Origin of the sequence: Nocardia sp. NPDC051900, from assembly GCF_044452545.1 — a bacterium.
GTDB classification, from domain to species: domain Bacteria; phylum Actinomycetota; class Actinomycetes; order Mycobacteriales; family Mycobacteriaceae; genus Nocardia; species Nocardia sichangensis.
Window position 1 is genome coordinate 96553 of the sequence record NZ_JBITBU010000018.1, and the last position, 24999, is coordinate 121551.

The 24999-nt window shown below is 69.2% G+C and carries 27 protein-coding genes; 17 read left to right on the top strand and 10 right to left on the bottom strand.

Going from position 1 to position 24999, the window contains the following annotated elements; genetic code table 11:
- Nucleotides 1-104 precede the first annotated feature (104 nt).
- The 8 genes from ACIA5H_RS27670 to ACIA5H_RS27705 all read left to right on the top strand — a co-directional run bounded on the left by ACIA5H_RS27670 (nt 105) and on the right by ACIA5H_RS27705 (nt 7096).
- Nucleotides 105-1286, top strand: coding sequence for an AAA family ATPase (locus tag ACIA5H_RS27670; RefSeq protein ID WP_379251848.1), 1182 nt, complete (start codon nt 105-107; stop codon nt 1284-1286).
- Between the two features lie 26 nt (nt 1287-1312).
- The gene (locus ACIA5H_RS27675) at nt 1313-2272 is read left to right on the top strand and encodes a DUF58 domain-containing protein (RefSeq protein WP_379251847.1); all 960 of its coding nucleotides are present in this window, start codon (nt 1313-1315) and stop codon (nt 2270-2272) included.
- Nucleotides 2269-3270: a VWA domain-containing protein gene (locus ACIA5H_RS27680; protein ID WP_355070881.1), complete on the top strand. Its 1002-nt coding sequence runs from the start codon at nt 2269-2271 to the stop codon at nt 3268-3270. The genes ACIA5H_RS27675 and ACIA5H_RS27680 overlap by 4 nt, the downstream gene beginning before the upstream one ends.
- A 112-nt stretch (nt 3271-3382) precedes the next feature.
- The gene (locus ACIA5H_RS27685; RefSeq protein ID WP_355070883.1) at nt 3383-3742 is read left to right on the top strand and encodes a peptidase inhibitor family I36 protein; all 360 of its coding nucleotides are present in this window, start codon (nt 3383-3385) and stop codon (nt 3740-3742) included.
- Nucleotides 3743-3967: 225 nt separating this feature from the next.
- On the top strand, nt 3968-4684 hold the full coding sequence (gene fabG1 / locus ACIA5H_RS27690) for a 3-oxoacyl-ACP reductase FabG1 (protein WP_356961866.1): 717 nt from the start codon (nt 3968-3970) through the stop codon (nt 4682-4684).
- An 80-nt stretch (nt 4685-4764) separates the two neighbouring features.
- On the top strand, nt 4765-5601 hold the full coding sequence (gene inhA, locus ACIA5H_RS27695) for an NADH-dependent enoyl-ACP reductase InhA (protein ID WP_355070887.1): 837 nt from the start codon (nt 4765-4767) through the stop codon (nt 5599-5601).
- 21 nt (nt 5602-5622) lie between these two features.
- Nucleotides 5623-6684, top strand: coding sequence for a ferrochelatase (locus ACIA5H_RS27700; protein ID WP_397078306.1), 1062 nt, complete (start codon nt 5623-5625; stop codon nt 6682-6684).
- A gap of 70 nt (nt 6685-6754) precedes the next feature.
- The gene (locus ACIA5H_RS27705) at nt 6755-7096 is read left to right on the top strand and encodes a hypothetical protein (RefSeq protein ID WP_397078308.1); all 342 of its coding nucleotides are present in this window, start codon (nt 6755-6757) and stop codon (nt 7094-7096) included.
- 85 nt (nt 7097-7181) lie between these two features.
- Here the strand turns inward: ACIA5H_RS27705 and ACIA5H_RS27710 are convergent, their stop codons facing one another.
- The 3 genes from ACIA5H_RS27710 to ACIA5H_RS27720 all read right to left on the bottom strand — a co-directional run bounded on the left by ACIA5H_RS27710 (nt 7182) and on the right by ACIA5H_RS27720 (nt 9758).
- Nucleotides 7182-7913, bottom strand: coding sequence for a S1 family peptidase (locus ACIA5H_RS27710; RefSeq protein ID WP_397078310.1), 732 nt, complete (start codon nt 7911-7913; stop codon nt 7182-7184).
- Nucleotides 7914-7960: 47 nt separating this feature from the next.
- Nucleotides 7961-8776: a hypothetical protein gene (locus ACIA5H_RS27715; protein ID WP_355070895.1), complete on the bottom strand. Its 816-nt coding sequence runs from the start codon at nt 8774-8776 to the stop codon at nt 7961-7963.
- Nucleotides 8777-8933: 157 nt separating this feature from the next.
- Nucleotides 8934-9758, bottom strand: coding sequence for a DUF3097 domain-containing protein (locus ACIA5H_RS27720; RefSeq protein ID WP_355070896.1), 825 nt, complete (start codon nt 9756-9758; stop codon nt 8934-8936).
- A 130-nt stretch (nt 9759-9888) separates the two neighbouring features.
- Here ACIA5H_RS27720 and ACIA5H_RS27725 point away from each other — a divergent pair, with 130 nt between their 5' ends.
- Both ACIA5H_RS27725 and ACIA5H_RS27730 read left to right on the top strand, forming a co-directional pair.
- Complete coding sequence (locus ACIA5H_RS27725; RefSeq protein ID WP_355070898.1) at nt 9889-10320, top strand: NfeD family protein; 432 nt, start codon at nt 9889-9891, stop codon at nt 10318-10320.
- Nucleotides 10320-11585 carry an SPFH domain-containing protein gene (locus tag ACIA5H_RS27730; protein WP_364431162.1) on the top strand — a complete coding sequence of 422 codons (1266 nt, stop codon included), beginning with the start codon at nt 10320-10322 and terminating at the stop codon, nt 11583-11585. The genes ACIA5H_RS27725 and ACIA5H_RS27730 overlap by 1 nt, the downstream gene beginning before the upstream one ends.
- Nucleotides 11586-11652: 67 nt before the next feature.
- On the opposite strand, the gene ACIA5H_RS27735 is transcribed toward ACIA5H_RS27730, so the two are convergent.
- Nucleotides 11653-12495, bottom strand: coding sequence for an SGNH/GDSL hydrolase family protein (locus tag ACIA5H_RS27735; RefSeq protein WP_397078314.1), 843 nt, complete (start codon nt 12493-12495; stop codon nt 11653-11655).
- Between the two features lie 116 nt (nt 12496-12611).
- Between ACIA5H_RS27735 and ACIA5H_RS27740 the strand changes: the two genes are divergently transcribed.
- A complete protein-coding gene (locus ACIA5H_RS27740) occupies nt 12612-13289 on the top strand; it encodes an O-methyltransferase (RefSeq protein WP_397078316.1) in 678 nt (225 codons plus the stop codon).
- On the opposite strand, the gene ACIA5H_RS27745 is transcribed toward ACIA5H_RS27740, so the two are convergent.
- Both ACIA5H_RS27745 and ACIA5H_RS27750 read right to left on the bottom strand, forming a co-directional pair.
- Nucleotides 13290-14282, bottom strand: a complete 993-nt coding sequence (locus ACIA5H_RS27745; protein ID WP_397078318.1) for a zinc-binding dehydrogenase — start codon at nt 14280-14282, stop codon at nt 13290-13292. It lies immediately after the preceding gene.
- A 46-nt stretch (nt 14283-14328) separates the two neighbouring features.
- The gene (locus ACIA5H_RS27750; protein WP_397078320.1) at nt 14329-15003 is read right to left on the bottom strand and encodes a TetR/AcrR family transcriptional regulator; all 675 of its coding nucleotides are present in this window, start codon (nt 15001-15003) and stop codon (nt 14329-14331) included.
- Between the two features lie 60 nt (nt 15004-15063).
- Here ACIA5H_RS27750 and ACIA5H_RS27755 point away from each other — a divergent pair, with 60 nt between their 5' ends.
- Nucleotides 15064-16536, top strand: a complete 1473-nt coding sequence (locus ACIA5H_RS27755; RefSeq protein ID WP_379251838.1) for an MFS transporter — start codon at nt 15064-15066, stop codon at nt 16534-16536.
- 15 nt (nt 16537-16551) lie between these two features.
- Here the strand turns inward: ACIA5H_RS27755 and ACIA5H_RS27760 are convergent, their stop codons facing one another.
- Nucleotides 16552-17280, bottom strand: a complete 729-nt coding sequence (locus ACIA5H_RS27760; RefSeq protein ID WP_397078323.1) for a hypothetical protein — start codon at nt 17278-17280, stop codon at nt 16552-16554.
- Between the two features lie 153 nt (nt 17281-17433).
- Between ACIA5H_RS27760 and ACIA5H_RS27765 the strand changes: the two genes are divergently transcribed.
- Genes ACIA5H_RS27765 through ACIA5H_RS27780 form a run of 4 tightly spaced genes read left to right on the top strand, consistent with a single transcriptional unit; the run spans nt 17434 to nt 19891 of the window.
- Nucleotides 17434-17781 (top strand): hypothetical protein, encoded by a 348-nt coding sequence (locus ACIA5H_RS27765; protein WP_397078325.1) that lies wholly within the window; start codon nt 17434-17436, stop codon nt 17779-17781.
- Nucleotides 17782-17790: 9 nt separating this feature from the next.
- Complete coding sequence (locus tag ACIA5H_RS27770) at nt 17791-18456, top strand: urease accessory protein UreF (RefSeq protein ID WP_397078326.1); 666 nt, start codon at nt 17791-17793, stop codon at nt 18454-18456.
- A 25-nt stretch (nt 18457-18481) separates the two neighbouring features.
- Nucleotides 18482-19201 carry an urease accessory protein UreG gene (gene ureG / locus ACIA5H_RS27775; RefSeq protein WP_397078328.1) on the top strand — a complete coding sequence of 240 codons (720 nt, stop codon included), beginning with the start codon at nt 18482-18484 and terminating at the stop codon, nt 19199-19201.
- 9 nt (nt 19202-19210) lie between these two features.
- The gene (locus tag ACIA5H_RS27780; protein WP_397078330.1) at nt 19211-19891 is read left to right on the top strand and encodes an urease accessory protein UreD; all 681 of its coding nucleotides are present in this window, start codon (nt 19211-19213) and stop codon (nt 19889-19891) included.
- A gap of 120 nt (nt 19892-20011) precedes the next feature.
- Here the strand turns inward: ACIA5H_RS27780 and ACIA5H_RS27785 are convergent, their stop codons facing one another.
- Nucleotides 20012-20830 carry a hypothetical protein gene (locus ACIA5H_RS27785; protein WP_397078332.1) on the bottom strand — a complete coding sequence of 273 codons (819 nt, stop codon included), beginning with the start codon at nt 20828-20830 and terminating at the stop codon, nt 20012-20014.
- Between the two features lie 152 nt (nt 20831-20982).
- Nucleotides 20983-22416 (bottom strand): NAD(P)/FAD-dependent oxidoreductase, encoded by a 1434-nt coding sequence (locus tag ACIA5H_RS27790; RefSeq protein WP_355070924.1) that lies wholly within the window; start codon nt 22414-22416, stop codon nt 20983-20985.
- Nucleotides 22417-22644: 228 nt separating this feature from the next.
- Here ACIA5H_RS27790 and ACIA5H_RS27795 point away from each other — a divergent pair, with 228 nt between their 5' ends.
- A complete protein-coding gene (locus ACIA5H_RS27795) occupies nt 22645-24141 on the top strand; it encodes a cytochrome P450 (protein ID WP_397078334.1) in 1497 nt (498 codons plus the stop codon).
- Between the two features lie 12 nt (nt 24142-24153).
- Here ACIA5H_RS27795 and ACIA5H_RS27800 read toward each other — a convergent pair whose 3' ends face one another.
- The gene (locus ACIA5H_RS27800) at nt 24154-24999 is read right to left on the bottom strand and encodes a tat pathway signal sequence (protein WP_397078336.1); all 846 of its coding nucleotides are present in this window, start codon (nt 24997-24999) and stop codon (nt 24154-24156) included.

Genomic DNA, 24999 nt, shown 5'->3' on the forward strand with positions numbered 1-24999 from the left:
GGAGGACCGCGGAAATTCCCATTCTGTCGGGTCCGGTTGCGGCACAGGCGGTGATTACCTGGAATAGTTGTGGCAGCACGCACAGGACCAAGGCGAAAGCGGGGATGTTGGTGACTTCGACGGACGGTGTGAGCGGAGCGAACTCGGCGAAGGATGCGCCGGTCTCGACGCCCAGCACCCTCGAGCGTGACGTCCAGACCCTGGAGAAGGCGATCTACGAGGTCAAGCGGGTGATCGTGGGCCAGGATCGCCTGGTCGAACGACTGCTCGTGGGCGTGCTCGCACGTGGTCACGTTCTGCTCGAAGGTGTCCCCGGCATCGCGAAGACCCTCGCCGTGGAGACCTTCGCCAGGGTGGTCGGCGGCTCGTTCGCCCGCGTGCAGTTCACGCCCGACCTGGTGCCCACCGACCTCATCGGTACTCGCATCTACCGGCAGGGCCGCGAAGAGTTCGACACCGAACTCGGCCCGGTCGTCGCCAACTTCGTGCTCGCCGACGAGATCAACCGCGCGCCCGCCAAGGTGCAGTCGGCGCTGCTCGAGGTGATGGCCGAGCGGCACGTGTCGATCGGCGGCAAGACCTACCCGATGCCCGACCCGTTCCTGGTCATGGCGACGCAGAACCCGATCGAGAGCGAGGGCGTGTACCCGCTGCCCGAAGCGCAGCGCGACCGCTTCTTGTTCAAGGTCGTCGTCGACTACCCCTCCGTGGAGGAGGAGCGCGAGATCATCTACCGGATGGGCGTCACCCCGCCGGAGGCGAGCCGGATCCTGGAGCCGGAGGACTTGATCCGTCTGCAGAAGGTCGCGGCCAACACCTTCGTGCACCACGCCTTGGTCGACTACGTGGTCCGGGTGATCGCGGCGACCCGCAAACCGGCCGAGTTCGGCATGCAGGACGTGGCCAGCTGGATCTCCTACGGCGCGTCGCCGCGCGCCAGCCTCGGCATCATCGCCGCGGCCCGCGCCGTCGCGCTCATCCGGGGCCGCGATTACGTGGTGCCGCAGGACGTCGTCGAAGTGATCCCGGACGTGTTGCGCCATCGCCTGGTGCTGTCCTACGACGCGCTCGCCGACGAGATCAGCCCGGAGGACGTCATCAAGCGCGTTCTGCAGACCGTCGGCCTGCCACAGGTCGCCCCGCAGGCCGTCGCGCCCGGCGTGCCCGCCGCGCCGCCGCAGGGCGCCCCGCAGCAGGTTCCCCAGCCGCCGTCGCCGCAGCAGGCCGTGCCCCAGCCGCCCAACGGGCAGCAGTCGCAGCCCGCGGGCACCGTTCCGCCGAAGTGACCTCGGCATCGGATCGGGTCGCGCCAGTGCCGACGTCGCCGTCCCACGCACCGCCGTCCTTCCACGCGGGGGAGTTGACCGACCCCAGGCTCACGGTCGCGCTCAAGACTCTCGAACTCACCGTGCGCCGCAGGCTCGACGGCGTGCTGCACGGCGATCACCTCGGTCTCATCCCAGGTCCCGGCTCCGAGCCGGGTGAGGCGCGCGCCTACCAACCGGGCGACGACGTGCGCCAGATGGATTGGTCGGTCACCGCCCGCACCACTCATCCGCACGTGCGGCAGATGATCGCCGACCGGGAGCTGGAGACCTGGATGGTGGTCGATCTGTCGGCCAGCCTCGACTTCGGCACCGCCGCCTGCCAGAAGCGTGATCTCGCCATCGCCGCCGCGGCCGCCATCACCCATCTGACCAGTGGCGGCGGCAACCGGATCGGTGCGGTCGTCGCCACCGGCGAACGGTTGACCCGCATCCCGGCGCGCGGCGGGCGCGTCCACGCCCAGTCGCTGCTGCGCGGCATCGCGACCACACCGCACGCGCGCGACGGCGTGCGCGGCGACCTGCGCGCCGGCATCGAATCGCTGCGCCGTCCGCAGCGCAAACGTGGACTCGCGGTGATCATCAGCGATTTCCTGGGTGACATCGATTGGCAGCGCTCGCTGCGCGCGATCTCGGCCAGGCACGATCTGCTCGCGGTCGAGGTGCTCGACCCGCGCGACCTCTCCCTGCCCGACATGGGCGACGTCGTACTGCACGACCCGGAGACCGGGCGCACCCGCGAGTTCAGCGTGACCTCCGCGCTGCGCGCCGATTTCGCGGCTGCCGCGCAGCGCCACCGGCAGCAGGTCGAACAGGCCCTGCGCAGCTGTGGCGCTCCGGTGCTCACCTTGCGAACCGATCGGGACTGGATCGCCGACGTGGTCCGGTTCGTGTCCACCCGGCGCCACAGCTTCGGCGCCCCGACCGGGCGGGTGCCACGCCAGTGAGTATTTCGCATTTCACCGCACAGATCTGGCTGGGATTCCTCGTCGTCATCGCGCTGATCGCGCTCGGCTACGTCCTGGTGCAGCGCAACCGGCGCAAGCACATGTTGAAGTTCACCAACATGGCGCTGCTGGAGAAGGTCGCTCCGTCGCGGCCGAGCGCGTTCCGGCATGTGGCCGTCGCGCTGCTGCTGGTCGGCCTGGTGTTCCTCACCGTCGCCGCGGCCGGACCGACCGCGGTCAAGAAGGTGCCGCGCAACCGCGCGACCGTCATGCTGGTGATGGACGTGTCGCTGTCGATGGAGGCGACCGACGTCGCCCCGAGCCGCATCCAGGTCGCCAAGAAGGCGGGCAAGGAGTTCGTCGACGGACTGCCCGAGGGCGTGAACATCGGCTTCGTCACCTTCGCGGGCACCGCCTCGGTGATGGTCTCGCCCACGACGAACCACGAATCGGTCAAAGCCGCGATCGACAATGTGCGGCTGGCCGAGCGCACCGCTACCGGTGAAGGCATTCTCACCGCGCTGCAGGCGATCGAGACGCTCGCCACGGTGCTCGGTGGCGCCCAGGAGCCACCGCCTGCCAGGATCGTGCTGATGTCGGACGGTAAGCAGACCGTTCCGGATTTCAAGGACGTCGACAACCCCCGGCACGAGTATGTCGCCGCCCGGCTCGCCAAGAGCAAGAACGTCCCCATCTCGACCATTTCCTTCGGCACTCGCTGGGGCGTCGTCGAGATCCCCCGGGAGGACGGCAGTAAGGACCAGGTACGCGTCGAGGTGGACGACGACGCCATGCGCGAGATAGCGCGACTGTCCAGCGGGGAGTTCTACACCGCGTCGTCCTTGCAGGAGTTGACCAAGGTGTACGACACCTTGGAGCAACAGATCGGGTACGAGCTGACCAGAGGCGACGCCAGTCGTCCGTGGCTGCTGCTCGGACTGGTGGTCGTCGCGGCGGGAGTGGTCATCGGTCTGGTGTATCGCCAGCGTTTGCCTTAGCGCTACGAACAGCAAGGCGCGCAGGCGATTACACGGGCCATGGCCGGGAAAGTGTGTTACCGTGCCCAGGACGGGCGGTAAGGGAGTGCCGCCCTCCATTTGGGGAGGAATCATGCGAATTTCTGCAATCGTCACCGCAATCGCGTTCGCCGCGCTGGCTTTTGTCGTGGCTCCGCTTCCGGAAGCTTCAGCGGCAGGCTGTCCAACCGGCAGTCTGTGTCAGTACTCCGGTGTCGGTTTTTCCGGTACGGCGAAGGTGGTCACGCTCAACACCAAGAACTTCCGGAACTACTGCGGACCGGCGGGAGATCCGAGCACCAGATCGGTGATCAACAACACGAACGTCGAGTTGCTGTTCAGCTCCGGTTCCAACTGTGGCGGCGGACAACCGTACCGTTACGTGGGGCCGGGTAAGCAGGTGGAGGATCTGGGGTTCGACGCGCTGTCCGTGACTTGGTGCCCCAGCTGCTGAGCAGTGCCTCTCGCGTCGCTCGCCGAAGGTGAGTGAAAGGCGGCGCATCGATCGAATGCCGACCGGCCGGTGGTGTCCTGCACACCACCGGCCGGTCCGCGTGATCGGGCTTCGTTTCGCGCTGTCATTGTGGCGTTTCACGAACGCGGCCGGGCTCGGATGGCGGTCGGACGAACGTGGCGGCCCGGTCGTTGCCTGCCGATTCGACCAGGTAGGTTGAACCCCATGTCGAACATCACATCCCGGTCGGTCCTGGTGACCGGCGGAAACCGCGGCATCGGACTCGCGGTCGCGCAGCGTCTGCTTGCCGACGGTCACAAGGTGGCCGTCACGCATCGTGGCTCGGGGGTGCCGGACGGCCTGTTCGGTGTGAAATGCGATGTGACCGACAGCGAATCGGTGGACGGCGCCTTCGCCGAGGTGGAGGCGCACCAGGGTCCGGTCGAGGTGCTGGTGGCCAACGCGGGCATCACCGACGACACGCTGCTCATGCGGATGAACGAGGAGCAGTTCACCCGGGTGCTCGACGCCAATCTGACCGGTGCGTTCCGGTGCGCCAAGCGCGCGAACCGCGCCATGCTGCGCGCGCGCTGGGGCCGGATGATCTTCCTCGGCTCGGTGGTCGGCATGAGCGGCCAAGCCGGTCAGATCAACTACGCCTCCTCCAAGGCCGGTGTGATCGGTCTGGCCCGCTCGATCACCCGCGAGCTCGGCTCGCGCTCGATCACCGCGAATGTCGTCGCCCCGGGTTTCATCGAGACCGACATGACCGCCGACCTGCCCGAGGACGTGCGCGACATGGCCAAGAAGTTCATCCCCTTGCAGCGGCTGGGCCAGCCGGAGGACATCGCGGCCGTGGTCAGCTTCCTGGCTTCCGAGGACTCCGCCTACGTCTCCGGCGCCGTCATCCCGGTCGACGGCGGCATGGGCATGGGCCACTGACCACACCGAACGCGTAGCGCGGCCGGTCCAGGCCGCCCGCAGCCAACCCCACATTCGAATTTCAGGAGAACCGAGAACTCATGGGCGGACTGCTCGAAGGCAAGACCATCCTGGTCACGGGCATCATCACCGACTCGTCGATCGCGTTCCACGCGGCGGCTGTCGCGCAGGAGCAGGGCGCGAAGGTGCTCATAACCGGCATCCCGGAGCGGCTGCGGCTGATCGACCGGATCGCCAAACGCCTGCCCCAGGAGGTCCCGCCGGCCATCGGGCTCGACGTGACCAGCGAAGAGGATCTCGCAGGCCTGGCCGACAAGCTGCGGGAACTGGCTCCGCAGGGGATCGACGGGGTGCTGCACTCGATCGCGTTCGCGCCACGCACCCTCATGGGACCGGAGGCTCGGCCGTTCCTGGACGGCCCGGGCCCGGATGCCGCCAAGGCGTTCGAGATCTCGGCGTGGAGCTACGCGTCGCTGTCGCGCGCGGTGTTGCCGGTGATGAACGAGGGCGGCTCGATCGTCGGCATGGACTTCGATCCGCGCACCGCGATGCCGTTCTACAACTGGATGGGCGTGGCGAAGGCCGCGCTGGAGTCGGTGAACCGGTATGTCGCCCGCGAGGTGGGCGCGGCCAAGAAGATCCGGTCCAACCTCATCGCCGCGGGGCCGATCAAGACGCTGGCCGCCAAGGCGATCGCGGGCACCGCGACCGACGACGCCGCCAAGCTCAATCAGCTCAACGTCTACTGGGACGGCGCCTCGCCGATCGGCTGGGACGTCGACGACCCCACGGTGGTGGCGAAGTCGATCGTGGCGCTGCTGTCGGACTGGCTGCCTGGCACCACCGGTTCGATCATCTACGTCGACGGCGGAGCCAGCCACAACACCTGGTTCCCGGAGAACATGGCGATCAACTGAGCCGATCGGATGGGAGACACCGTGGTTCGAACCGCCGACGCGCTGCTGCTGCTGTCCTTCGGCGGTCCGGAGCGTCCCGAAGACGTGATGCCGTTCCTGGAGAACGTCACCCGGGGCAGGGGAGTGCCGCGTGAGCGCTTGGAAGCGGTCGCCGAGCACTATCTGCACTTCGGCGGTGTCTCGCCGATCAACGCGCTCAATCGCGACATCATCACGGCGGTCGAGGCCGAACTGGCCGCCGCGGGTATCGAGCTGCCGGTGTACTTCGGTAACCGGAACTGGCATCCCATGGTGGAGGACACCGTCGGGCGGATGGCCGCCGACGGTGTCGGCTCCGCGCTGGTCTTCCCGACTTCGGCGTGGGGCGGCTACTCCGGATGCCTGCAGTACCACGAGGACATCGCCCGGGCGCGTGCGGCTTTCGGCGCGGGCGCGCCGGAACTGCTGAAGCTGCGTCAGTACTTCGATCACCCGCTGTTGATCGAGACGTTCGCCGATGCCATTCGCGCGGCGCGCGATCGGCTCCCGGCCGGGCAGCGCGCCGCGGCAAGGCTGGTTTTCACCGCGCATTCCATTCCGGTGTCGGCCGATGCCGCTGCGGGTCCGCCTGCCGACGGCGGTCGGCTGTACAGTCGTCAGGTCGCCGACGCGGCCCGATTGTGCGCCGCGGCAACCGGTTTCACCGATTACGACCTCGTCTGGCAGTCGCGTTCGGGTCCGCCGCAGGTGCCGTGGCTGGAACCGGACATCGTCGACCATCTGGACGATCTCGCGGCCAAGGGGGTCGAGGCCGTGGTCGTCTGTCCGGTGGGCTTCGTCTCCGACCATCTCGAAGTCATCTGGGATCTGGACAACGAGGCCGCGCAGAAAGCCGCCGAACTCGGTATGGGCTTCGCGCGGGCCGCGACGCCGGGAAGCGATCCGCGCTTCGCGAAGCTGGTCGTCGAACTGGTGTCCGAGCAGTTGCGCGGAGCCGAACCCCGGCGGCTCGGCGCGGTGCCCGGCTACGGCTGCACGCGCGATGGCGCGCCGTGCGCCGTCGGCTGCTGTGCGGTCACACGCCGTCCCACTGCTGGGAATTGAGGAGGGGCGGTCGCGGATAGCATCGCCTGCGACCGATCGCCGAATCCGACTTTCTGGGGGGTACCTCTAGATGACCTATGCCGACATGCTGACCAACGCCGCCGTGCTCGATCCGCACGCCTGGTCCGACACGAACGTATGGGCCGTGGCGCTCGACGTCACCGAGGCCAGGCGCCGTGGTCGCAGCGGTGGCGGCGGTGGTTTCTCGATCGGCGGTCTGCTGCTGTGCATCGGGGTCGTCGCCGTGGTCATCGGGCTCGTGATCTGGCTGAGCAAGCGGAACAAGTCGAATCAATCGAACCAGCCCCAGCAGTACCCCCAGCAGTATCTTCCGCAGCAGAATTTGCAGGGCCAACCTCAATATCCGGCGCCGCAGTACCAACAGCCCTATCCGCCGCAGGGGCAACAGTAGTATCAGCAATATCCGCCGCAGCACCAGTACCCGCCGCAGCAGCCGCCGTACCCGCCGCAGCAGTGAAATTCGCCGCGCCCGCGACTCAGAAGCCCGGGCTGGTCAGGCGGGTGTAGACAGTGGGGAAGCCGGGGCGGGCCGCGCCTACGCCCCAGGATGTGAGACCGGCAAGTCGCCCGTCGACGAGAATCGGCCCGCCGCTGTCGTACTGGGCGGTGTCCGCGGTGGGAGTGCCCGCGCAGAGCATGGTGTACGGATCGAAGGCCGGACCATAGGCGGTGGCGCACTCACCATCGGTGGCCAGTGGGACGTTCGCCGCGCGCAACCGGGTGTTGGTCTCGTCGGTTTCGGAGGTCGCGCCCCAGCCCAGGATGGTCGCGTTGCCCGAAGTGGGCGGGGCGACGGTGATCGTCGGACCGGGCTGCGGCTCGTCCAGGGTGAGGATCGCCACGTCGTTGCGATACGCGGTCGTCATGTCCAGAACGGTTGCCAGGAAACCCGGATGCATGCGAATGTCCTTGACATGCACGGTTTTTCCGTCGCTTCCGCGAAGGTCGTCACGGCCGAAGGTGACGGTGAGCGTTTGTGTCAGCGACTGTGCCAGGGCCACGCAGTGCGCCGTCGTGATCACCTGGTCCGGTGCGACGAGCGCGCCACCGCAGAACTGCCCGGAGGCGCGGGTGAGGAACAACGGCGTGCCGATGGCAGCCAGCCACGGAAACTCCGCTGTCGTCGCGTCGGCGTCGCCCACGATCGCCGAGGCCGGGGCGTGCAGGGTGAGACCGAACAGAACAGTCGCGATGGTGGCGGCGGCCATGCGGCAACGATGGGAAAAACGCATCTCACACCGCCCCAGGCATGATGTCAGCGGCTTCCGCGCGCGGAGGCGTGCACGGCGACCAGGCGCGCGGCGCGGATCGCGTCCCACAGCGGCCGCAGCAGCGATTCCTGCGCACCGATCGCGCTGGCGGAGGTGGGCGCGGAAGCGGGCTCCCGCTGCGCCACCGTGAGGATGGCCGCGACATGATCGGCGGTGTCGAGAATGCGCCTGGCGCGCAATGAAATCGACTCGGGATAGTCGTGCCGCGAATAGTCGGCCAGTTCGGCTTCGATGAGCTCGCGGGGATCGGAGTCGGGCGCCCCCAGCGATGTGGTGTGCAGCTTCATCAGCGCGTCGGCGGCATCGCGAACCGCTTCGCGCATCGCGTATTCGGCTTCGCCGAGGGACATGTCGGGGCCGGGCGCCGAGGGGATGGGCGCACTGTAGACGGTCCACTGCAGCGTGTCGTCCTCGGCCCAGCGCGGGATGAGGCCGGTGCCCTCGGTGCCGGGTACGCCGATCAGCATGCCCTCGCCCGCCTCGATCGCGTCGGCGGCGAACGCCGTGCCCGCGGGGACGCCGCGGATGTCTCCTGGGACCGGGAGCACCAACCGCAGTTGCGCGCCGGGTTGCGCCATCGTCTCGCGAATCACCTTGAGCAGTGCCATGACTCCGCTCCCCGGCAGGTTGCCGTGGGCGGACCAGGGTAGGTCGGTGCGGCCGCCGGTGAGCGGATCACCAGCCGCGATGGTGTGCTTCGGCGCCCACGCGTGCAAGGCGGCCAAAACGTCGTCGGGCGCACTGCAGCCGGCCAGCCAGGAGCTCGCCCACACCGTCAGCGTCGCACTTGGAGAGCACATAATTATCGAGCATAAAGGGTGGGCGCTACCGGTGGGCATCCATACGCAAGGGCATTGGTGAGCAGCACGGAAACCGCGGGCGCGGCGCTGCCCGCGACGAGCGAGTCCGTGCGGATACCGTCCGGCATCGGAGTGGGACGCTCATCCTCCGCCGTCGCTAGTCCGGCTCGGTGACGAAATCTATGAGTCGCTCGACCGCGCCGATGAGTGGCGTCTCCAGGTCGCGGAAGGAGGACACCGCCTCGTACACCTTCCGCCAGCCGTCCTGCGGGGAGCCCCAGCGCAGGCGTCGGCAGACGCCGGTCTTCCAATCCTCGTCGCGCGGCACCCGCGGCCACTCGGCGATGCCGAGGGTGGCCGGGCGCACGGCTTGCCAGACGTCGACGAACGGGTGTCCGGTCACCAGGACATGTGGCCCGAGCCCGGTGGTCAGCTGGGTCTCCTTCGATCCGGTCACCAGGTGGTCGACCAGCACGCCGACCCGCCTGCCCGGGCCCGGCCGGAAGTCCGCCAGCCGAGCGGCCAGATTGTCCAAGCCTTCCAACTGCTCGACGACGACGCCCTCGACGCGCAGATCGTGGCCCCACACCCGCTCGACCAGCGCGGCGTCGTGCACGCCCTCCACCCAGATCCGGCTGCCACGGGCGACCCGGGCGCGCAGGCCCTCCACCCTGGTGGAGCCGGAGGCCGAGCGGTTCGGCGTCTGCGGCGCGGCGGCCCGCGGCCGCACCAGCGTCACCGGCTCGCCGTCGATGAGGAACGCCGCCTCGCGCAGCGCGAACAGGCGCACCGTGCCGCGAGCGTCCTCCAGCTTCACGAACTCGCCGTCGTAGCTGCGATCGAATCCGACCACCGCGCCGCAGAATCCGGTGGCGGCATCCTCGACCACCAGGTCGCGTTCCGCGGTGACCGTCGGCACCGCCCTTTTCTTCGATCGAGGATGCCCGGAGAAGATGTCGCCATACCTGTCACGCCCGCTCACCTGCCTGAAGCTAGCACCGCCGCTATGGCTTTCGGCGGACCAGGGGCACCGCGCGTCCACGCGTGGAATTCATCGGGAGTACTCGTCGATGATGCGCCCGAGATCATGATCCGCGCACTACAGTGGTCGTGTGGCCGCAATTTTTTGGCTGGTCGCGGGCATTCTGCTCGCGGCGGCGGAGATGCTCACCGGCGACCTCACCTTGCTGATGCTCGGTGTCGCCGCGCTGGGCACCGCGGGTGTCAGCGCGGCGGCGGATACCTCCGTCGTGGCCGACGCCGTCGTCTTCGCGGTGATCTCGGCGGTGCTGCTGCTCGGTGTGCGCCCGATCATCCGGCGTCGCTACGGAACTCCTCCGCCCACGCCGACGAACGTGGACGCCCTGCCGGGCAAGACCGCTCTGGTGCTCGAGCAGGTGGCGGCGCACTCCGGCCAGGTGAAACTGAACGGCGAGGTGTGGACCGCGCGGCCGATGGACACGACCGAAGTCTATGAACCGGGTACGACCGTTTATGTCATGAAGATCGACGGCGCGACCGCCGTCGTCTGGAAGGGGCCTTGATGGCTGTACTGATCGTTGCCGCCGTCCTCATCTTGCTGGTCGTGGTGGTGGTCTTCAAGTCGATCGCGCTGGTGCCGCAGGCCGAGGCCGCGGTGATCGAGCGGCTGGGGCGGTATTCGCGGACGGTTTCCGGCCAACTCACGTTCCTCGTGCCGTTCGCCGACCGCGTCCGCGCCAAGGTGGATCTGCGGGAGCGGGTGGTGTCGTTCCCGCCGCAGCCGGTGATCACCGAGGACAACCTCACCCTGCACATCGACACGGTGGTCTATTTCCAGGTGACCAGCCCGCAGGCGGCGGTGTACGAGATCAGCAACTACATCGCCGCTGTCGAGCAGTTGACCGTCACCACACTGCGCAACGTCGTCGGCGGCATGACGCTCGAACAGACTCTCACCTCACGCGACTCGATCAACGGCCAGTTGCGCGGCGTGCTGGACGAGGCGACCGGGCGCTGGGGACTGCGCGTCGCGCGGGTCGAACTGAAGAGCATCGATCCGCCGCCGTCGATCCAGGAGTCGATGGAGAAGCAGATGAAGGCCGATCGCGAGAAGCGCGCCATGATCCTCACCGCGGAGGGGCAGCGCGAATCGCAGATCAAGACGGCCGAGGGCTCGAAGCAGGCGCAGATCCTGTCCGCCGAGGGCGCCAAGCAGTCGGCGATCCTGTCGGCCGAAGGCGAACGGCAGAGCCGTATCCTGCGGGCACAAGGTGAGCGCGCCGCCTCCTACCTGCAGGCGCAAGGCCAGGCCAAGGCCATCGAAAAGGTCTTCGCCGCCATCAAATCCGGCAAGCCGACGCCGGAATTGCTTGCCTACCAGTACATGCAGACGCTGCCCATGGTCGCGCGCGGTGACGCCAACAAGGTGTGGCTGGTGCCAAGCGATTTCGGCAAGGCGCTGGAGGGGTTCGCGAAGAGCTTCGGCACGCAGGGCGAGGACGGTGTGTTCCGGTACGAGCCGCCCGCCTCCGACGGCGCGGAAGCAAAGCCCGAGGACGACTCCGATGTCGCGGACTGGTTCGACACCGCTCCCGACCCGACCATCGAGCGCGCCGTGCGCGCCGCCGAGGCCACGGCGCGGACCCCGGTCGAGGGGCTGACCCCGACACCGCCCCCGCCGGCGTTCGAACCTTCGCCGCACCAGCCGGTCATCCCTCCGCAGGAGGCTTTCCCGGCTCAGCAGCAGCCGCCGCAGCAACCTCCGGCCCAGCGCCCGGACGACCCGCACGGCCGTCCTTGGCAGCCGCCGGAGAACTTCACGAAATAACATCACGCCGGCGCCGCCCCGGACTCCGCCCGAGTTCGGGGCGGTCGCGTCGGCGCGGCCGAATCACTCAGCCGGGCAGCCCGGCGGCGCGGATCGCCGGGACGACGACATCGGCGATGCCGCGCATGCCCTGCGGGTTGAGGTGGTAGGGCAGCAGCGTCTCGGTGGCGAGGACGGGCTCCATCCAGCGGACGCCGACGGGCGCGCACGCGTCGCGGCCCTCCGATGCGGCGCTGGTGTCCACGTAGATCGCGCCGTGCGCGGTGGCGACGCGGGACACCACGGAATTGAGATGATCGAAGGCGGCTTGGATGGGCGCGGCGTCGGGCGGGCGGAGACCGACCAGCGCCGGGCAGCCGCCGTCGCGCACGTAGCGCGGCCAGCCGTCGACGACGATCAGCGCGTGCGGCGCCCGGGCCGAGATCTGTTGCAATGCGGCCGCGTAAGGCGCCGCGATCGCATCGATGTCGACGTCCCAGTCCGGACCGGCGCAGGTACCGGCCCCGGAGAGGCCGTAGACGTGGCAGGCGACGATGTGTTCGGCCATCAACGCGTCGTTGGCGCCGATGTGCACGGTGACCAACCTGGTGGCGGGGCCGAGCGGATCGAACTGGGGCGGAATGCCCGGCTGCTGCGGGGCGGTGAGGTCCGCGATGAGGGCGGAGTTGCAGGTGCGGTCGTCGATCCGCAGGCCCAGGTCCCGGGCGACCAGTTGCGGTGTGTTCGCGGTCGAGCGAAGGCATCGGAACGGGGCCGAGATGTCGAAGTTCCGCACGCCCGTGGTGGCCGCCCCGGAATCGCCCACGGCGACGTATTCGGCCCCGCCGATGGGATCGGCCGCGGCGGGGGAGGTGGCGCCCAGGGCGATCAGACAGGCGGTGACCGCTGTGGCCCGCGCAAGATTCGTCATGTCGTTTCTGTCCGTCCATTCGTCGGCGCGCTCACGAAACATGTACGTCTCTCCGTGCCGAACGCTACTCGCCGGAGGCGCGCCCGCGGGTGGAATCGGGTGGCAGACTGCGAGGTATGACGACATCTGGATGGGCCGATGTGGACAGCTACCTGGTGGAGACGCTGGTGGCGGATCCCGATTCCGACGCGGCCCTGGAGGCGAACAAGGCGGCCGGCCTGCCCGCGATCGACGTGTCACCGCCGCAGGGGAAGTTTCTCCACCTGCTGGCCAGGACGGTCGGCGCGCGACGCGTGCTGGAGATCGGCACGCTCGGCGGATACAGCACGATCTGGCTGGCCCGCGCGGTCGGCCCCAAGGGGCGGGTGGTCACGCTCGAGTTCGCCGCCCGGCACGCCGAGGTGGCGCGGGCGAATCTGGACCGTGCGGGAGTCGGCGACCGAGTGGAGATCCGGGTCGGCGCCGCGCTGGACAGCCTGCCCGTGCTCGCGCAGGAGGATCCGGAACCGTTCGACTTGGTCTTCATCGATGCCGACAAGGTGAACAACGCGAATTACGTGCTGTGGGCGCTGCGGCTGACCCGGCCGGGCTCGGTGATCATCGTCGACAACGTCGTGCGCGGCGGCACGATCGCCGACGAGCGGTCCGAGGACCCGAACGCGCAGGCCAGTCGCGAACTCGTCGAATTGCTCACCGCCGAACCGAGCCTGGACGCGACCGTGGTGCAGACCGTCGGCGCGAAGGGCTGGGACGGCTTCGCCTATGCCGTGGTGAACGGCGACGACGTGGATTGATCAGGGCTCCAGCACCACTTTGCCGGTCGTCCCGCGCGTTTCCAGCGCGCGGTGCGCGGCGGCCGCGTCGGCGAGCGCGAAGCGCTGGATCCCGGGTCGCAGCCGTCCGGCGATCGCCTCGGCCATGGCGAGGTTCTCCAGGACGCGCAGATCGCCGCCCGCGCGCGCCAGCATCGGCGGACCGATCACCGTCTCGGAGGTGATACCCCGTTCGGTCAGTTCTGCGGCGGAGAGCCGGACCGGCCCTTCGTCGTTCGATGTGCCGGACCAGCCATAGACCAGATGTTGGCCGCCCGGTGCGAGCAGATCGATTCCGGCGCGGGCGACCGCGCCGCCCACCGAGTCGAACAGCACGTGCGCCCCGCGGTCGCCGATTCGAGCGCGGACCCGGTCCGGCCAATCCGGCAACAGATAGTCGACCGCCAGGTCGGCGCCATTGTGTCGCACCTGATCGACCTTCGCGGGGCCACCGGCCAACCCGATCACCGTGGCTCCGGCATTCTTCGCGAATTGCACCAGCAGCGTGCCGATGCCGCCCGCCGCGGCCGTCACCAGGACGACACTGCCGGGCTTCAACTCGGTGAACTGCAGGATGCCCATGGTCGTTCGCCCGGTGCCGATCATCGCCACCGCCTCCGCCGCATCGAGGTTCGCCGGAATCTCGTGCAGCCGGGCCGCGTCCGTCACGGCGAATTCGGCGTAACCGCCGGGCACCGGGCCGAGATGGGCCACCACCTGCGCGCCCAGCAGGCCCGCATCCACATCGGCGCCCACGCGGTCCACGGTGCCCGCGACTTCGCGCCCGGGGATGGTCGGCAACTGCGGCAGGGGAAACGGCCCGGGCTCGCCCTTGCGCAGGGCGGTATCGACCAGGTGCACACCGGCCGCCGCCACCGCGATGCGGACTTCGCCGGGGCCAGGCACCGGATCGGGAACGATTTCGTAGCGCAGGTTCTCGGCCGGGCCGAAAGCGTGGAGGCGGATGGCGTGCACGGTGGCTCCTGTTCGTTGGCGTCGCCGGTCAGCCTCCAGCATCAAGTCAGGTTGAGGTCAACCGGTCGCGCCGGGCCGCCCTGGCCTGGAAGCCGTCGCAGAGCGCGTCGAGCCCGTCGTAGAGCAGCTCCTCCTGGGTCAGATCGCGTACACCGCTGCCTGCGAGATCGGCCAACGCGGAGGGGACCGGTCCCTGTGCCGTGCCGTGCAGCAGCGTCCGCAGTCCGTTGTCGCCCGCGGGATCCATGCCTTTGCGGGCCATCAGCTCGGCGCTGATCTCGGGCAGCGTCGCGCCGGAGATGTAGTTCCAGACGGTGAAGGACATGCCGGTCGCCTCGCGGGTGGACACGCCGAGTTCCAGGAACCCGTCGACCAACCAGGCCAGGCAGGCCAAGCTCTGCGGCCCGAAGCTGTAGCGCGGAGTGGCGAAGGTGAGCAGCACCCACGGATGTTGCCGGTACAGGGCCCAGTCGACCTCGGCGGCGATGCGGACCCGGTCGCGCCAGGTCCACCCCTGTCCCTCGGGGGAGGGGTACGGGTTGCGCCGGGCCACTTCGTCGGTCATCAGCGCGAGCAGTTCGTCTTTGTTCGCGACGTGGCGATACAGCGACATGGCTCCCACGCCGAGCCGGTCGGCGATGCGCCGCATGGACAGCGCGTCCAAGCCTTCGGTGTCGGCGAGCTCGATCGCGGTGTCGATGATGGCGGCGCGGTGCAGCATGCGTACACTGTACCCGGAATCATGCGTACGACGTACGCGTCATGGAGAGGATGTTCGGTGATGACAGACGTGCAGCCGGTCCGGACCGAGCCGGCCACGACGGGCTCGCGGCGGGCCTGGCTCGGCTTGGCGGTCCTGCTGCTGCCGGTGCTGCTGGTTTCGATGGACATCTCGGTGCTGTTCCTCGCGCTGCCGACACTGACTCTCGATCTGGATCCGTCCGCGGACCAGCAACTGTGGATTCTGGACATCTACGGCTTCCTGATCGCGGGCCTGCTGATCACCATGGGCAATCTCGGCGACCGGATCGGGCGGCGCAACATCTTGCTGACCGGCGCCGTGGTCTTCGGCATCGCGTCGGTGATCGCGGCGTTCGCGCCCAGCGCGGGCGTGCTGATCGCCGCGCGGGCGCTGATGGGCATCGGCGGCGCGACGTTGCTGCCGTCCAGCCTGGCGCTTATCTCGAGCCTGTTCCCGGACGCGCGGGAGCGAGCGGCCGCGATCGGCGTCTGGACGGCGTTCTTCGCGGGCGGCTCGGCTGTCGGACCGATCATCGGTGGCATGCTGCTACACCAGTTCTGGTGGGGCTCGGTGTTCCTCATCAACATCCCGGTGCTGCTGGTCCTGCTCGCGTTCGGCCCGTTCGTGCTGCCGGAGCACCGGGCGGGAGTGCGGGGACCGCTGGATCTGCCGAGCGTCGTCCTGTCGATCGGCGGCATCCTGCCGGTGGTGTACGGGATCAAGCACGCCGCCACCAAGGGCATCGATGCGCAAGCGATCGTCGTCGCGCTGGTCGGCGCGGTGATCCTAACCGTTTTCGTGCGCAGGCAGCGACAGCTGCGTGAGCCCCTGCTCGATCTGCGGCTGTTCGCCATGCCCCAGTTCTCGGTGGCGATCGGCGCCAGCCTGACCGGCATGATGTCGCTGGCCGGCCTCAGCTATCTGACCAGCGTCTATCTGCAATCGGTGACCGGGCGCACGCCGCTGGCGGCGGCGCTGCTCGGCATCCCCATGGCGATCGCGGTCTTCGTCTGCTCGGTGGGCGGCGCCCGGGTCGGGCATCGCTTCGGCGCCAGCGCGACCTTCGTGTTCGCCTTGCTCGCCTCCGCGGCGGGCAACCTGATGCTGCTCGGTGTCGGCGCGCACGACGGACTCGGCTGGTACCTCGCCGGTTCCACGATCGCCGGAATCGGCTACGGTCTGGCCTTCACGCTGGTGTCGGAGGTCTCGGTGTCCTCGGTGCCGCCGGAGCGGGCCGGGTCGGCGGTAGGTATCTCGGAAACCAGCTTCGAACTCGGCAATGCGCTGGGTCTCGCGCTGCTCGGTTCGCTCGCGGCGCTCATCTTCCGGTCCGGGGGCGACTACGCGGCGACGCTCGGCGAGACCATCCAGCAGGCCGGCGGGAACGCGGCGCTGATCGAGGCGGCGCGCGGATCCTTCGTCGACGGCATGCACGTCGCGGTGGCCGTCGGCGCGACGGTGCTCACGGCGATGGCGCTGATCGCCCGCTTCGCCGCTCCACGTTCGCGCTGAGTCGGGCGGCCGGGATCAGTGGCCGAAGACGGAAGTCACGATCTCGGCCGCCCAGCGGTTCATCGGCCGGACGATCGTGCCGTGCACCCAGCGGACCGGGCGCACCACCACAGCGAGCCAGACGATGGCGAAGGCGGCGAACACCGGGCGCAGCACGTAGCGGTACAGCGCGCGGCACGGCAGCACCACGAGCACACCCACGATGAGCGTGGCCACACGCCACCCGTAGCGCGCGGTCACGCGCACCGCTTTCCAGAGCGGGTGCAGCACCCAACGCCACAATCGCGACAGGGGCCAGACGATCAGCCACTTGACGGTCTGGTGGCAGACCCAGGCGATGGCATATGCGATCGGATACACGACCCAGCGCAGCAACCAGGCCCCAGCGGGACGAATCACTTTGCGCCACAGGAAGACCTCCACCGCACGCCGCAGTGGTCGCAACAGGTGTTCCAGCAGGAGCGAAAGCAGCGGCGTGAGCACCGAGCCCCACAGCAGATGCTGCACCACCCAGCCCCACAGGAAATCCTTCACGACGATCCACGCGGGCCGCAGCACCCAGTGCCGGATCAGCTCGGCTGCCGGGACCAGCAGATGTCGCGCGATGTACCCGAGCGCCGCCGCCGAGGCGCGGCACAGAAGCAGAACGCCCTCCCACAGCAGACGGATCGGAACCAGCACCACGATCGCGATCGCGCGCGCGACCCACTGTGCGGCAGATGCTCGCGTTTCCGGCGTCGACACCTCGTTCCCCCTCGGTAGATGCACCCGGCGTAGCCCAGGTGAAGAAGTTTGTGCGCCCGCAACATTCGAACACATGATCGCCGCCAGGTGCTCGAGTAGAAATGCTCGAGTCGCGCACCGGCGCGCCTCCCACGAGTCGAACACCGTTCGTGGGTGGTCACGCCCACGACGAGCCGGTGCGTCACCAGGGAGGAATTCATCGCCGCCGCTCGCGCCCGGACGCACGGACTCGCCGCACCGCGCGCGACGCTGGCCACCCAGTCCACCATCGCACTCGGCGGGCACTGCTGGCTCAGCTCGGCACACTGGACGATGACCCTCGGCGACGCGCCCACCCTCGACCTCTACAGCGATTTCCTGGTCCGGCGCGCCGGGGGTGAGCTGAGCATCGCCGCCTACCTCACCCGCCAGGACCTGCCGCGGCTCGTGCGGGACATGTCCGGCGCGGACCGGAACCTCCGCGAAACGACCGGGACATCCATCCGACACGCCGGGACATAGGATCGACGGATGCGCGAATCCGCTGCGATCGGTCCGGCCGCGTCCGGTCTCACGACGGTGCTCGCGCTCGCCGACTCACGGTTGCCGATCGGCGGCCACGTGCACTCCGGCGGTGTGGAAGAAGCCGTCGCGTCCGGCTTGGTCCGCGACGTCGCGACGGTCGAGCTGTATCTGCGCCGCCGCGTCCGGACCTCAGGACTGGTGAGCGCGTCGCTGGCCGCGGCGGTCTGCGCGGGCGAACTGGATCCGGCGCGGGCCGAAGCGGAAGCCGACGCGCGCACGCCCGCACCCGCGGCGCGGGCCGCGTCCCGTGCCCAGGGCCGCGGTCTGTTGCGCCTGGCGAAACAGCTGTGGCCCCGGCACGATTGGTCGCCGCTCGCCACGACACCGCATCTGTCCACGGTCTTCGGAATGGTCGGCGCGGCCGCCGCGGTGCCGCCCCGGGAGATCGCCGGTGTGGTCGTCTACACGACCCTCACCGGCGCCGCCACCGCGGCCCAGCGTCTGCTGGCTCTGGACCCCGCCGCGATCGCCGCGTGCACGGTCCGGCTGGCCGACCTGTGCGATCGCGTCGCCGCCGAGGCCGTGACCGGTCTCGCCGCGATGTCGGACCCGCTGCAGGACGTGCTCGCCGAGCGGCATCGGCAGCGGGACATGCCCCTGTTCGCGAGTTGATGTCCCGGAAGAAGGAGACCGCCCCATGCCCCCGCACCTGATCGACGGTGAGCCGCACGACCACGGGCACGAGCGGCCGAAACGGGCCCGCACACCCGGGGAGGCGCTGCGCATCGGTATCGGCGGCCCGGTCGGTTCGGGCAAGACCGCACTGGTGGCCGCGCTGTGCAGGCAGTTGCGCGACGAGCTGTCGCTGGCGGTACTGACCAACGACATCTACACCACTGAGGACGCCGACTTCCTGCGCAGGCACGCGGTCCTGCCGGACGAGCGGATCACCGCCGTGCAGACCGGCGGCTGCCCGCACACCGCCATTCGTGACGACATCACCGCCAATCTCGACGCGATCGACGATTTGGTAGCTGCCAATCCGCCGCTGGACCTGATCCTGGTGGAATCCGGCGGCGACAATCTGACCGCGACGTTCTCCTCCGGCCTGATCGACGTGCAGATCTTCGTGGTGGACGTGGCGGGTGGCGACAAAGTGCCGCGCAAAGGCGGTCCCGGCGTGACGTTCTCGGATCTGCTCGTGGTCAACAAGACCGATCTGGCGCCGTTGGTCGGCGCGGACCTCGGTGTGATGGAGCGTGATGCGGCGCGGGTGCGCGCGGACCGGCCGACAGTGCTCGTCTCGCTCACCGAGGATCCCGCGGCGACGCCGGTGCTGGCCTGGGTACGCGAGCAATTGCGCACGGTCGCCGAGCAGGACCGGGCGGGCGCCGGCGAATCCGCCGCCGCGCACTGAGTGTCGCCGGTGCGCACGCAGCTACGCATCCTCGCTCGCCCAGGGACGCTTCCGGAGATTCATGCGAGCGGCGGGTTGTCGGCCCGCCGCACCGGACCGCGTGCGGTCCATCTGATCGGCACCGCCGCCACGCCGCTGGGCGGCGACGAACTCGACATCGTGATCGTGGTCGCGCCGGGTGCCGAACTGGTGGTCCGCTCGGTCGCGGCGACACTGGCACTGCCGGGCGCGGCGACGCCGCAATCGTGCGGACGCTGGCAGCTCGAGGTCGGTAGTGCGGGAGTATTGGATTTCGATCCCGAGCCGATGATCGTCGCGGGCGGTGCGCGGCACCACACTGTCACCACGATCCGGCTGGATTCCGGCGCCCGGCTGCGAATGCGCGAACGCGTCCAGATCGGCCGCGCGGGCGAGGACGGCGGCATATGGCGCGGTGACCTGATCGCCGATGTCGACGGCACGCCTCTGCTGCGCCACCGGCTGGCGCTGGGCGCGGACACAGCGGCCGATGACGCGCTGTCCGCGCCTCGCGCCCTGGAGAGCGAACTCGTCTATCCGGACGAATGTGCCGCGGCGACAACGGGTTTGACGCAGACTCGGCTGCCGCTGGCGGCGGGTGGCAGTTTGTTCACCCGCACCGGGGCGCTGTTGGGCGTCTCCGGGGTGGAGCATGCCGAGCCGCGGCGCTGATCAATCGTTTCGTTCGACACAGGTGTAATCCGGCCGAGAGCTGGAGATAGAAAGGGTGGGAGCCCGACAGCGTCGTCGGGTTCCCACCTTTCCGGCTCGCTCCTCGGAAGCCCCATCCGATCAGCCGTTGGCCGTCTCCGGGGCCGTGTCTCCGGCCTCCGGAGCTGTGTCGGTGGCTTCCGAAGCCGGGGCGGTGGTCTCCGGGGCCGGATCGACCGCCTCCGGCGCGCCCTGCGCCCGGGGAGGTGCGCTCAGCGCGTGCACCGCACCGAGTCCCGCGCCGATCCCCGCACCGATGGCAGCCAACGGGGCGGCCATCAGGGCCGCGCCGTAAGCGGCCCCGATCGGGCCCGCGGCGAGACCGATCGGCGCGAACGGCAGACCGATGGCCAGGGCGAGACCTCCGCCGACGGCCGCTCCGAACAGCGCGAACGGACTCGCGAACGCGGCGCCGGCCGCGGCGCCGATGGCGGCGGCGCCCACGGTCTGGCCCGCCACCCGATCGGACCTCGTGCGTTCCATCCCGATCGAGTCGAGGTACGTCGCGATATTCGCCTCGGCCATCGCGGCGCCGTCGTTGAGCTGGATCGCCTGCTCCCGGTAGAGCCAATCCGGTGCGTCGACCTGCACGTCTCCGAAGCGCAGCTTGTGCGGCGGCGGCGCGATCGGCGGCACCGGGGCGACGGGAACGGGGCCGTGCAGCCCTTCCAGCGGGGCCAGATACTTCGGATTCGGCAACGGACGCGCCCACTGCAACGAACTCAGCGTGTCGTCCGGAATCCGCACACCTTCGTACGGGCGCACGTTCGGCGCCTCGGCCGCGGGCCACTGGGCCGGCTGATCGGTGGGATCCGTCCGGGTCACCGGAACGGGCCGATCGGGTGCCGCGTTCGCGGTGCCGGTTCCCACCAGCGCGAGAACGAGAGGAACCGTTCCCACGGCGACGAGAGGACCCAACTTCGCCCGGTGCGGTTTGGGTGCTCGGTGCTTGCCTGTGCCCATAGATCACCTTTCATCCGAAGGAGACGTCGACGCCCCACATTCGGATCTGCCGGTGACCTGGATTGGTCGAACGCGCTATTACGGCGGGATCAGCCGGCTTTCGCGTCGGTATGCGCCTTGTCCACCGCGACCCGGCTGTTGGTGGAAGCGCCGAGAGCGGCGGCCAGTTGTTCGGCGTCCTCGTCGTCGCCGTTGCTGATCGCCTCCAGGGCCAATCGTGCGAACACCCACTGCTCGGTGGCCGCCATCTGTCCGCGGCTGCGGCCGAGGAAGGTGACGAACCACTGGATGACGGTGATGATCCGGCTGCGGTAGCCGACCAGGTAGTACAGGTGCAGCGCCAGCCAGGCCAGCCACGCGATGAACCCGCCGAACTCCAGCTTCCCCACCTGGCACACGGCGCTGAACCGCGAGATCGTGGCCATGCTGCCCTTGTTGAAGTACTTGAACGGCTTGCGCTCCTGCGGCGTCTGGCCTTTCAGCCCCGCGGTGATCTGCCGCGCGGCGTAGGTCGCGCCCTGGATCGCGCCCTGCGCCTGCCCCGGCACGTTCGGCACCGACATCAGATCGCCGACCACGAAGACGTTCGGGTGGCCCTTGACGGTGAGGTCCGGCTCGACCACGACCCGGCCCGCGCGGTCGACCTCGGTGCCGTCGGACTGGTCGGCGATCAGCTTGCCCAGCGGGCTGGCCTGCACGCCCGCCGACCACACCTTGCACGCCGACTCGATGCGGCGGATCGTGCCGTCGGAGTCCTTCACCGTGACGCCGAACGCGTCGACATCGATCACCATGGCGTTGAGCTGGATCTCCACGCCCATCTTCTCCAGGCGCCGCTCGGCCTTACCGCCCAGCTTCGGGCCCATCGGGCCGAGCACCGCGCCCGCGCCCTCGATCAGCACCACCCGCGCGTCGCGCGGATCGATGTTGTGGAAGGTGCCCTCCAGCGTGCGGTCGGACAGCTCGGCGATCTGTCCGGCCAGCTCGACGCCGGTAGGGCCCGCGCCGACGATGACGAAGGTCAGCAGCCGGTCGCGCTCCTCCTGGGTGGTCGCGAGTTCGGCCTGCTCGAAGGCGCCGAGGATCCGGCCACGTAGCTCGAGCGCGTCATCGATCGTCTTCATGCCCGGCGCGTAGGTGGCGAACCGGTCGTTGCCGAAGTAGGACTGCTGCGCGCCGGTCGCGACGATCAGGCTGTCGAAGGGGGTGACGGTGTCCTGGTCGAGCAGGCGCGAGGTGACCGTCTTGGCGGTCAGGTCGATGTCGGTGACCTCGCCGAGCAGCACCTGCGCGTTCTTCTGCTTGCGCAGCACCAGCCGCGTGGCGGGCGCGATCTCGCCGACCGAGAGGATGCCGGTGGCGACCTGGTAGAGCAGCGGCTGGAACAGGTGGGTCGAGGTCTTCGAGATCAGCGTGATGTCGACGTCGGCGCGCTTGAGGTGCTTGGTGCCGAACAGGCCGCCGAAGCCCGAGCCGATCACCACCACCCGGTGCCGGCCGTTCTCGACAGTCTGAGTGCTCATCGTCCTGCTCCTCGATGGACCTGGGGGTCGTCCCCGGCGGGGGTTCCTGACAGCTAAACCGTAGCCGTCGAGTCGGGCACCGTCACGACGAGATGTCCGTTCCTGGCGTGTTGCGGTGCGATATCTCACTGCCGCCGGGCCTGGGCGGGGAGGATCGTCGCGACCGAACCGGCCGAGCGGGCGAGGTCGAGAGCCTACGATGGTAACTGTCGCTCAGGGAGGATTGCCATGGTCGCCGGTGACCGTGCGATCGGCCGGAAGCCCAGCGTGCGGGCCGATTCGGAGAACATCGCGCTGATCGAGGTACCGCACGGCCATCTGATCGATCGGGCGCTGGGATTGTTGCCGGAACGGCGCCAAGTGCTGGCCACCCCGCCGCGGGGCAGCGACACCGTCGCGGTGCGCGGCGATGCCGGGCTGCCCTACCTGGGCCGGGCATTGCACTACATGCGCTGGGGCCCGGCCGAGATGATGGAGCGTTACCGCAGGTACGGACCCGTCTCGCTGAACACATCGCTCGGTGTCGACCGGGTGCTGGTCGCGGGACCGGACGCACTCGACGAAGTACTCGGGCACCGGCGCCGTGACTTCGGCCAGGGCTGGGACTACTTCATCGGCCCGTTCTTCCGGCGCGGCTTGCTGCTGCTGGAATTCGACGAGCACAAATTCCACCGCAAGATCATGCAGCAGGCGTTCACCAGGGACCGGCTGGAAGCGCACCTGGCGGCGCTGACGCCGGTGGCGCGGGAGTACATCGCACGTTGGGTGCCGGTAGGGCGCGACGCCGAACGCACGGTGCGGCTGTATCCGGCGATCAAGGAGCTGACCCTCGAGATCGCCGGCGAGACGTTCATGGCAGTCGATGTCGGCCCGCGGCGCGGCCAGCTCATCGACGCGTTCGTCGACTGCACGCACGCGGGGCTGGCGATCATCCGGCATTCGGTGCCGGGCGGCAACTGGCGGGCCGGGCTGCGCGGCAGGAGAGTGCTCGAGGACTACTTCGCCGCGATGCTGCCGGAGAAGCGCCGCGTCGAGACGGCGGACTTCTTCTCCGGGTTGTGTCACGCGCGCAGCGAGGACGGCGGCGTCTTCGGTGACGCCGACGTGGTGAACCACATGATCTTCCTGATCATGGCGGCGCACGACACCACGACGACGACCGCCACCGCCGTCGCGTACTACCTGGGCAAGCACCCGGAGTGGCAGCAGCGGGTGCGCGCCGAGGTGCTCGACATGGACGCGCGCCTCGGCGACGGGCCGCCCGCCATCGCGGACCTGGAGGCGCTGCACGATCTGGACCTGGTGGTCCGGGAAAGCCTACGGCTGATGCCGCCGGTTCCTGGACTGTCGCGCCGCGCCGTGCGTGACACCGAGATCGCAGGCCACTACATTCCGGCCGGCGCCCCGGTAGACCTCGCCTACCAGGTGAATCACTTGCTGCCCGAACTGTGGACCCACCCCGAACGCTTCGATCCGGAACGATTCGGCGAACAGCGGCGCGAGGACAAGTCGCACCGCCTCGCGTGGATGCCGTTCGGAGCGGGCGCGCACAAGTGCATCGGGATGCACTTCGGCACGTTCGAGGTGAAGACGGTGACCGCCGCCCTGGTGCGTGCATACGAGTGGCGGATACCCGAGAAATACCGCATGCCCTGGGGATTCACCACGATTCCCTTCCCCAGGGACGGTGCGCCGATGACGTTGCGCAGGCGCGCGGCCGCCTGAGCGGCCGGGCGGTCAGCGGCCCGCGAGCAGGATCTCCGCGAGCTTGGTGTCGGTCTCGGCGCCTTCGGTGTAGCCGCCCGCGTCACCCAGCGAACTCATGATGGCCAGGGTGTAGCGCTCGCCCGGTCCCGCGAAGCCGACCGAGTTGACCACCCAGCCGCCCTGTTCGGCCGACCAGCCGTTCTTCAGTCCGGGACGCATGCTCGCGCCCGCGCCCCACACGCCCCAGTGCTGGTTGGAGTCCACCGCGCGCATCCGGTCGACGAGGTAGTTGCGGTCGTCGGGGTGCATGTGGTTGAGGACGTTGTCCATCAGGCGGTCGAGGTCGGCGGCGGTGCACTTCTGGAACGACCAGTCCGGGAACAGCGCGGTATTGGTCGGCTGGGGAACCAGCGAGGTCATCCCGTTGGCGCGGAAGGCGTTGTTGAACGCCATCCGGTCGATGCCCGAGTACTTGGTCCAGAGCAGGTCGGCGGCGCCGTCGTTCGAGGTCGCGAGCATGCCCTCCATCAGACCGCGGTCCTCGGGAGTCAGGTTGATGGCGCCGACCCGCGCCCGGTTGAGCAGGTCCGCGGCGATCGCGAGCTTGATCGTGGAAGCGGTCCAGACCGCGTTCTCGGCGTTGGCGTTGGCGTAGACCCCGCCGGACACCCGGTCGCGCAGGACGTAGCCGGTGACACCGGGACGGTTGTTGAGGTAGGCGTCGGCCTTCGCGATGCGGCTGCTCAGATCGCAGTCGAAGCCGGGCAGGCAGCCCTGCGTGTGCGCGAGCGGCACCGCGCCCGCGGTCGGGAGCGCGGCGGGCAGGCTCGGAGCGATGATCGCCGCTGCGGCGAGGACACAGGCGGAAGCGGCCAC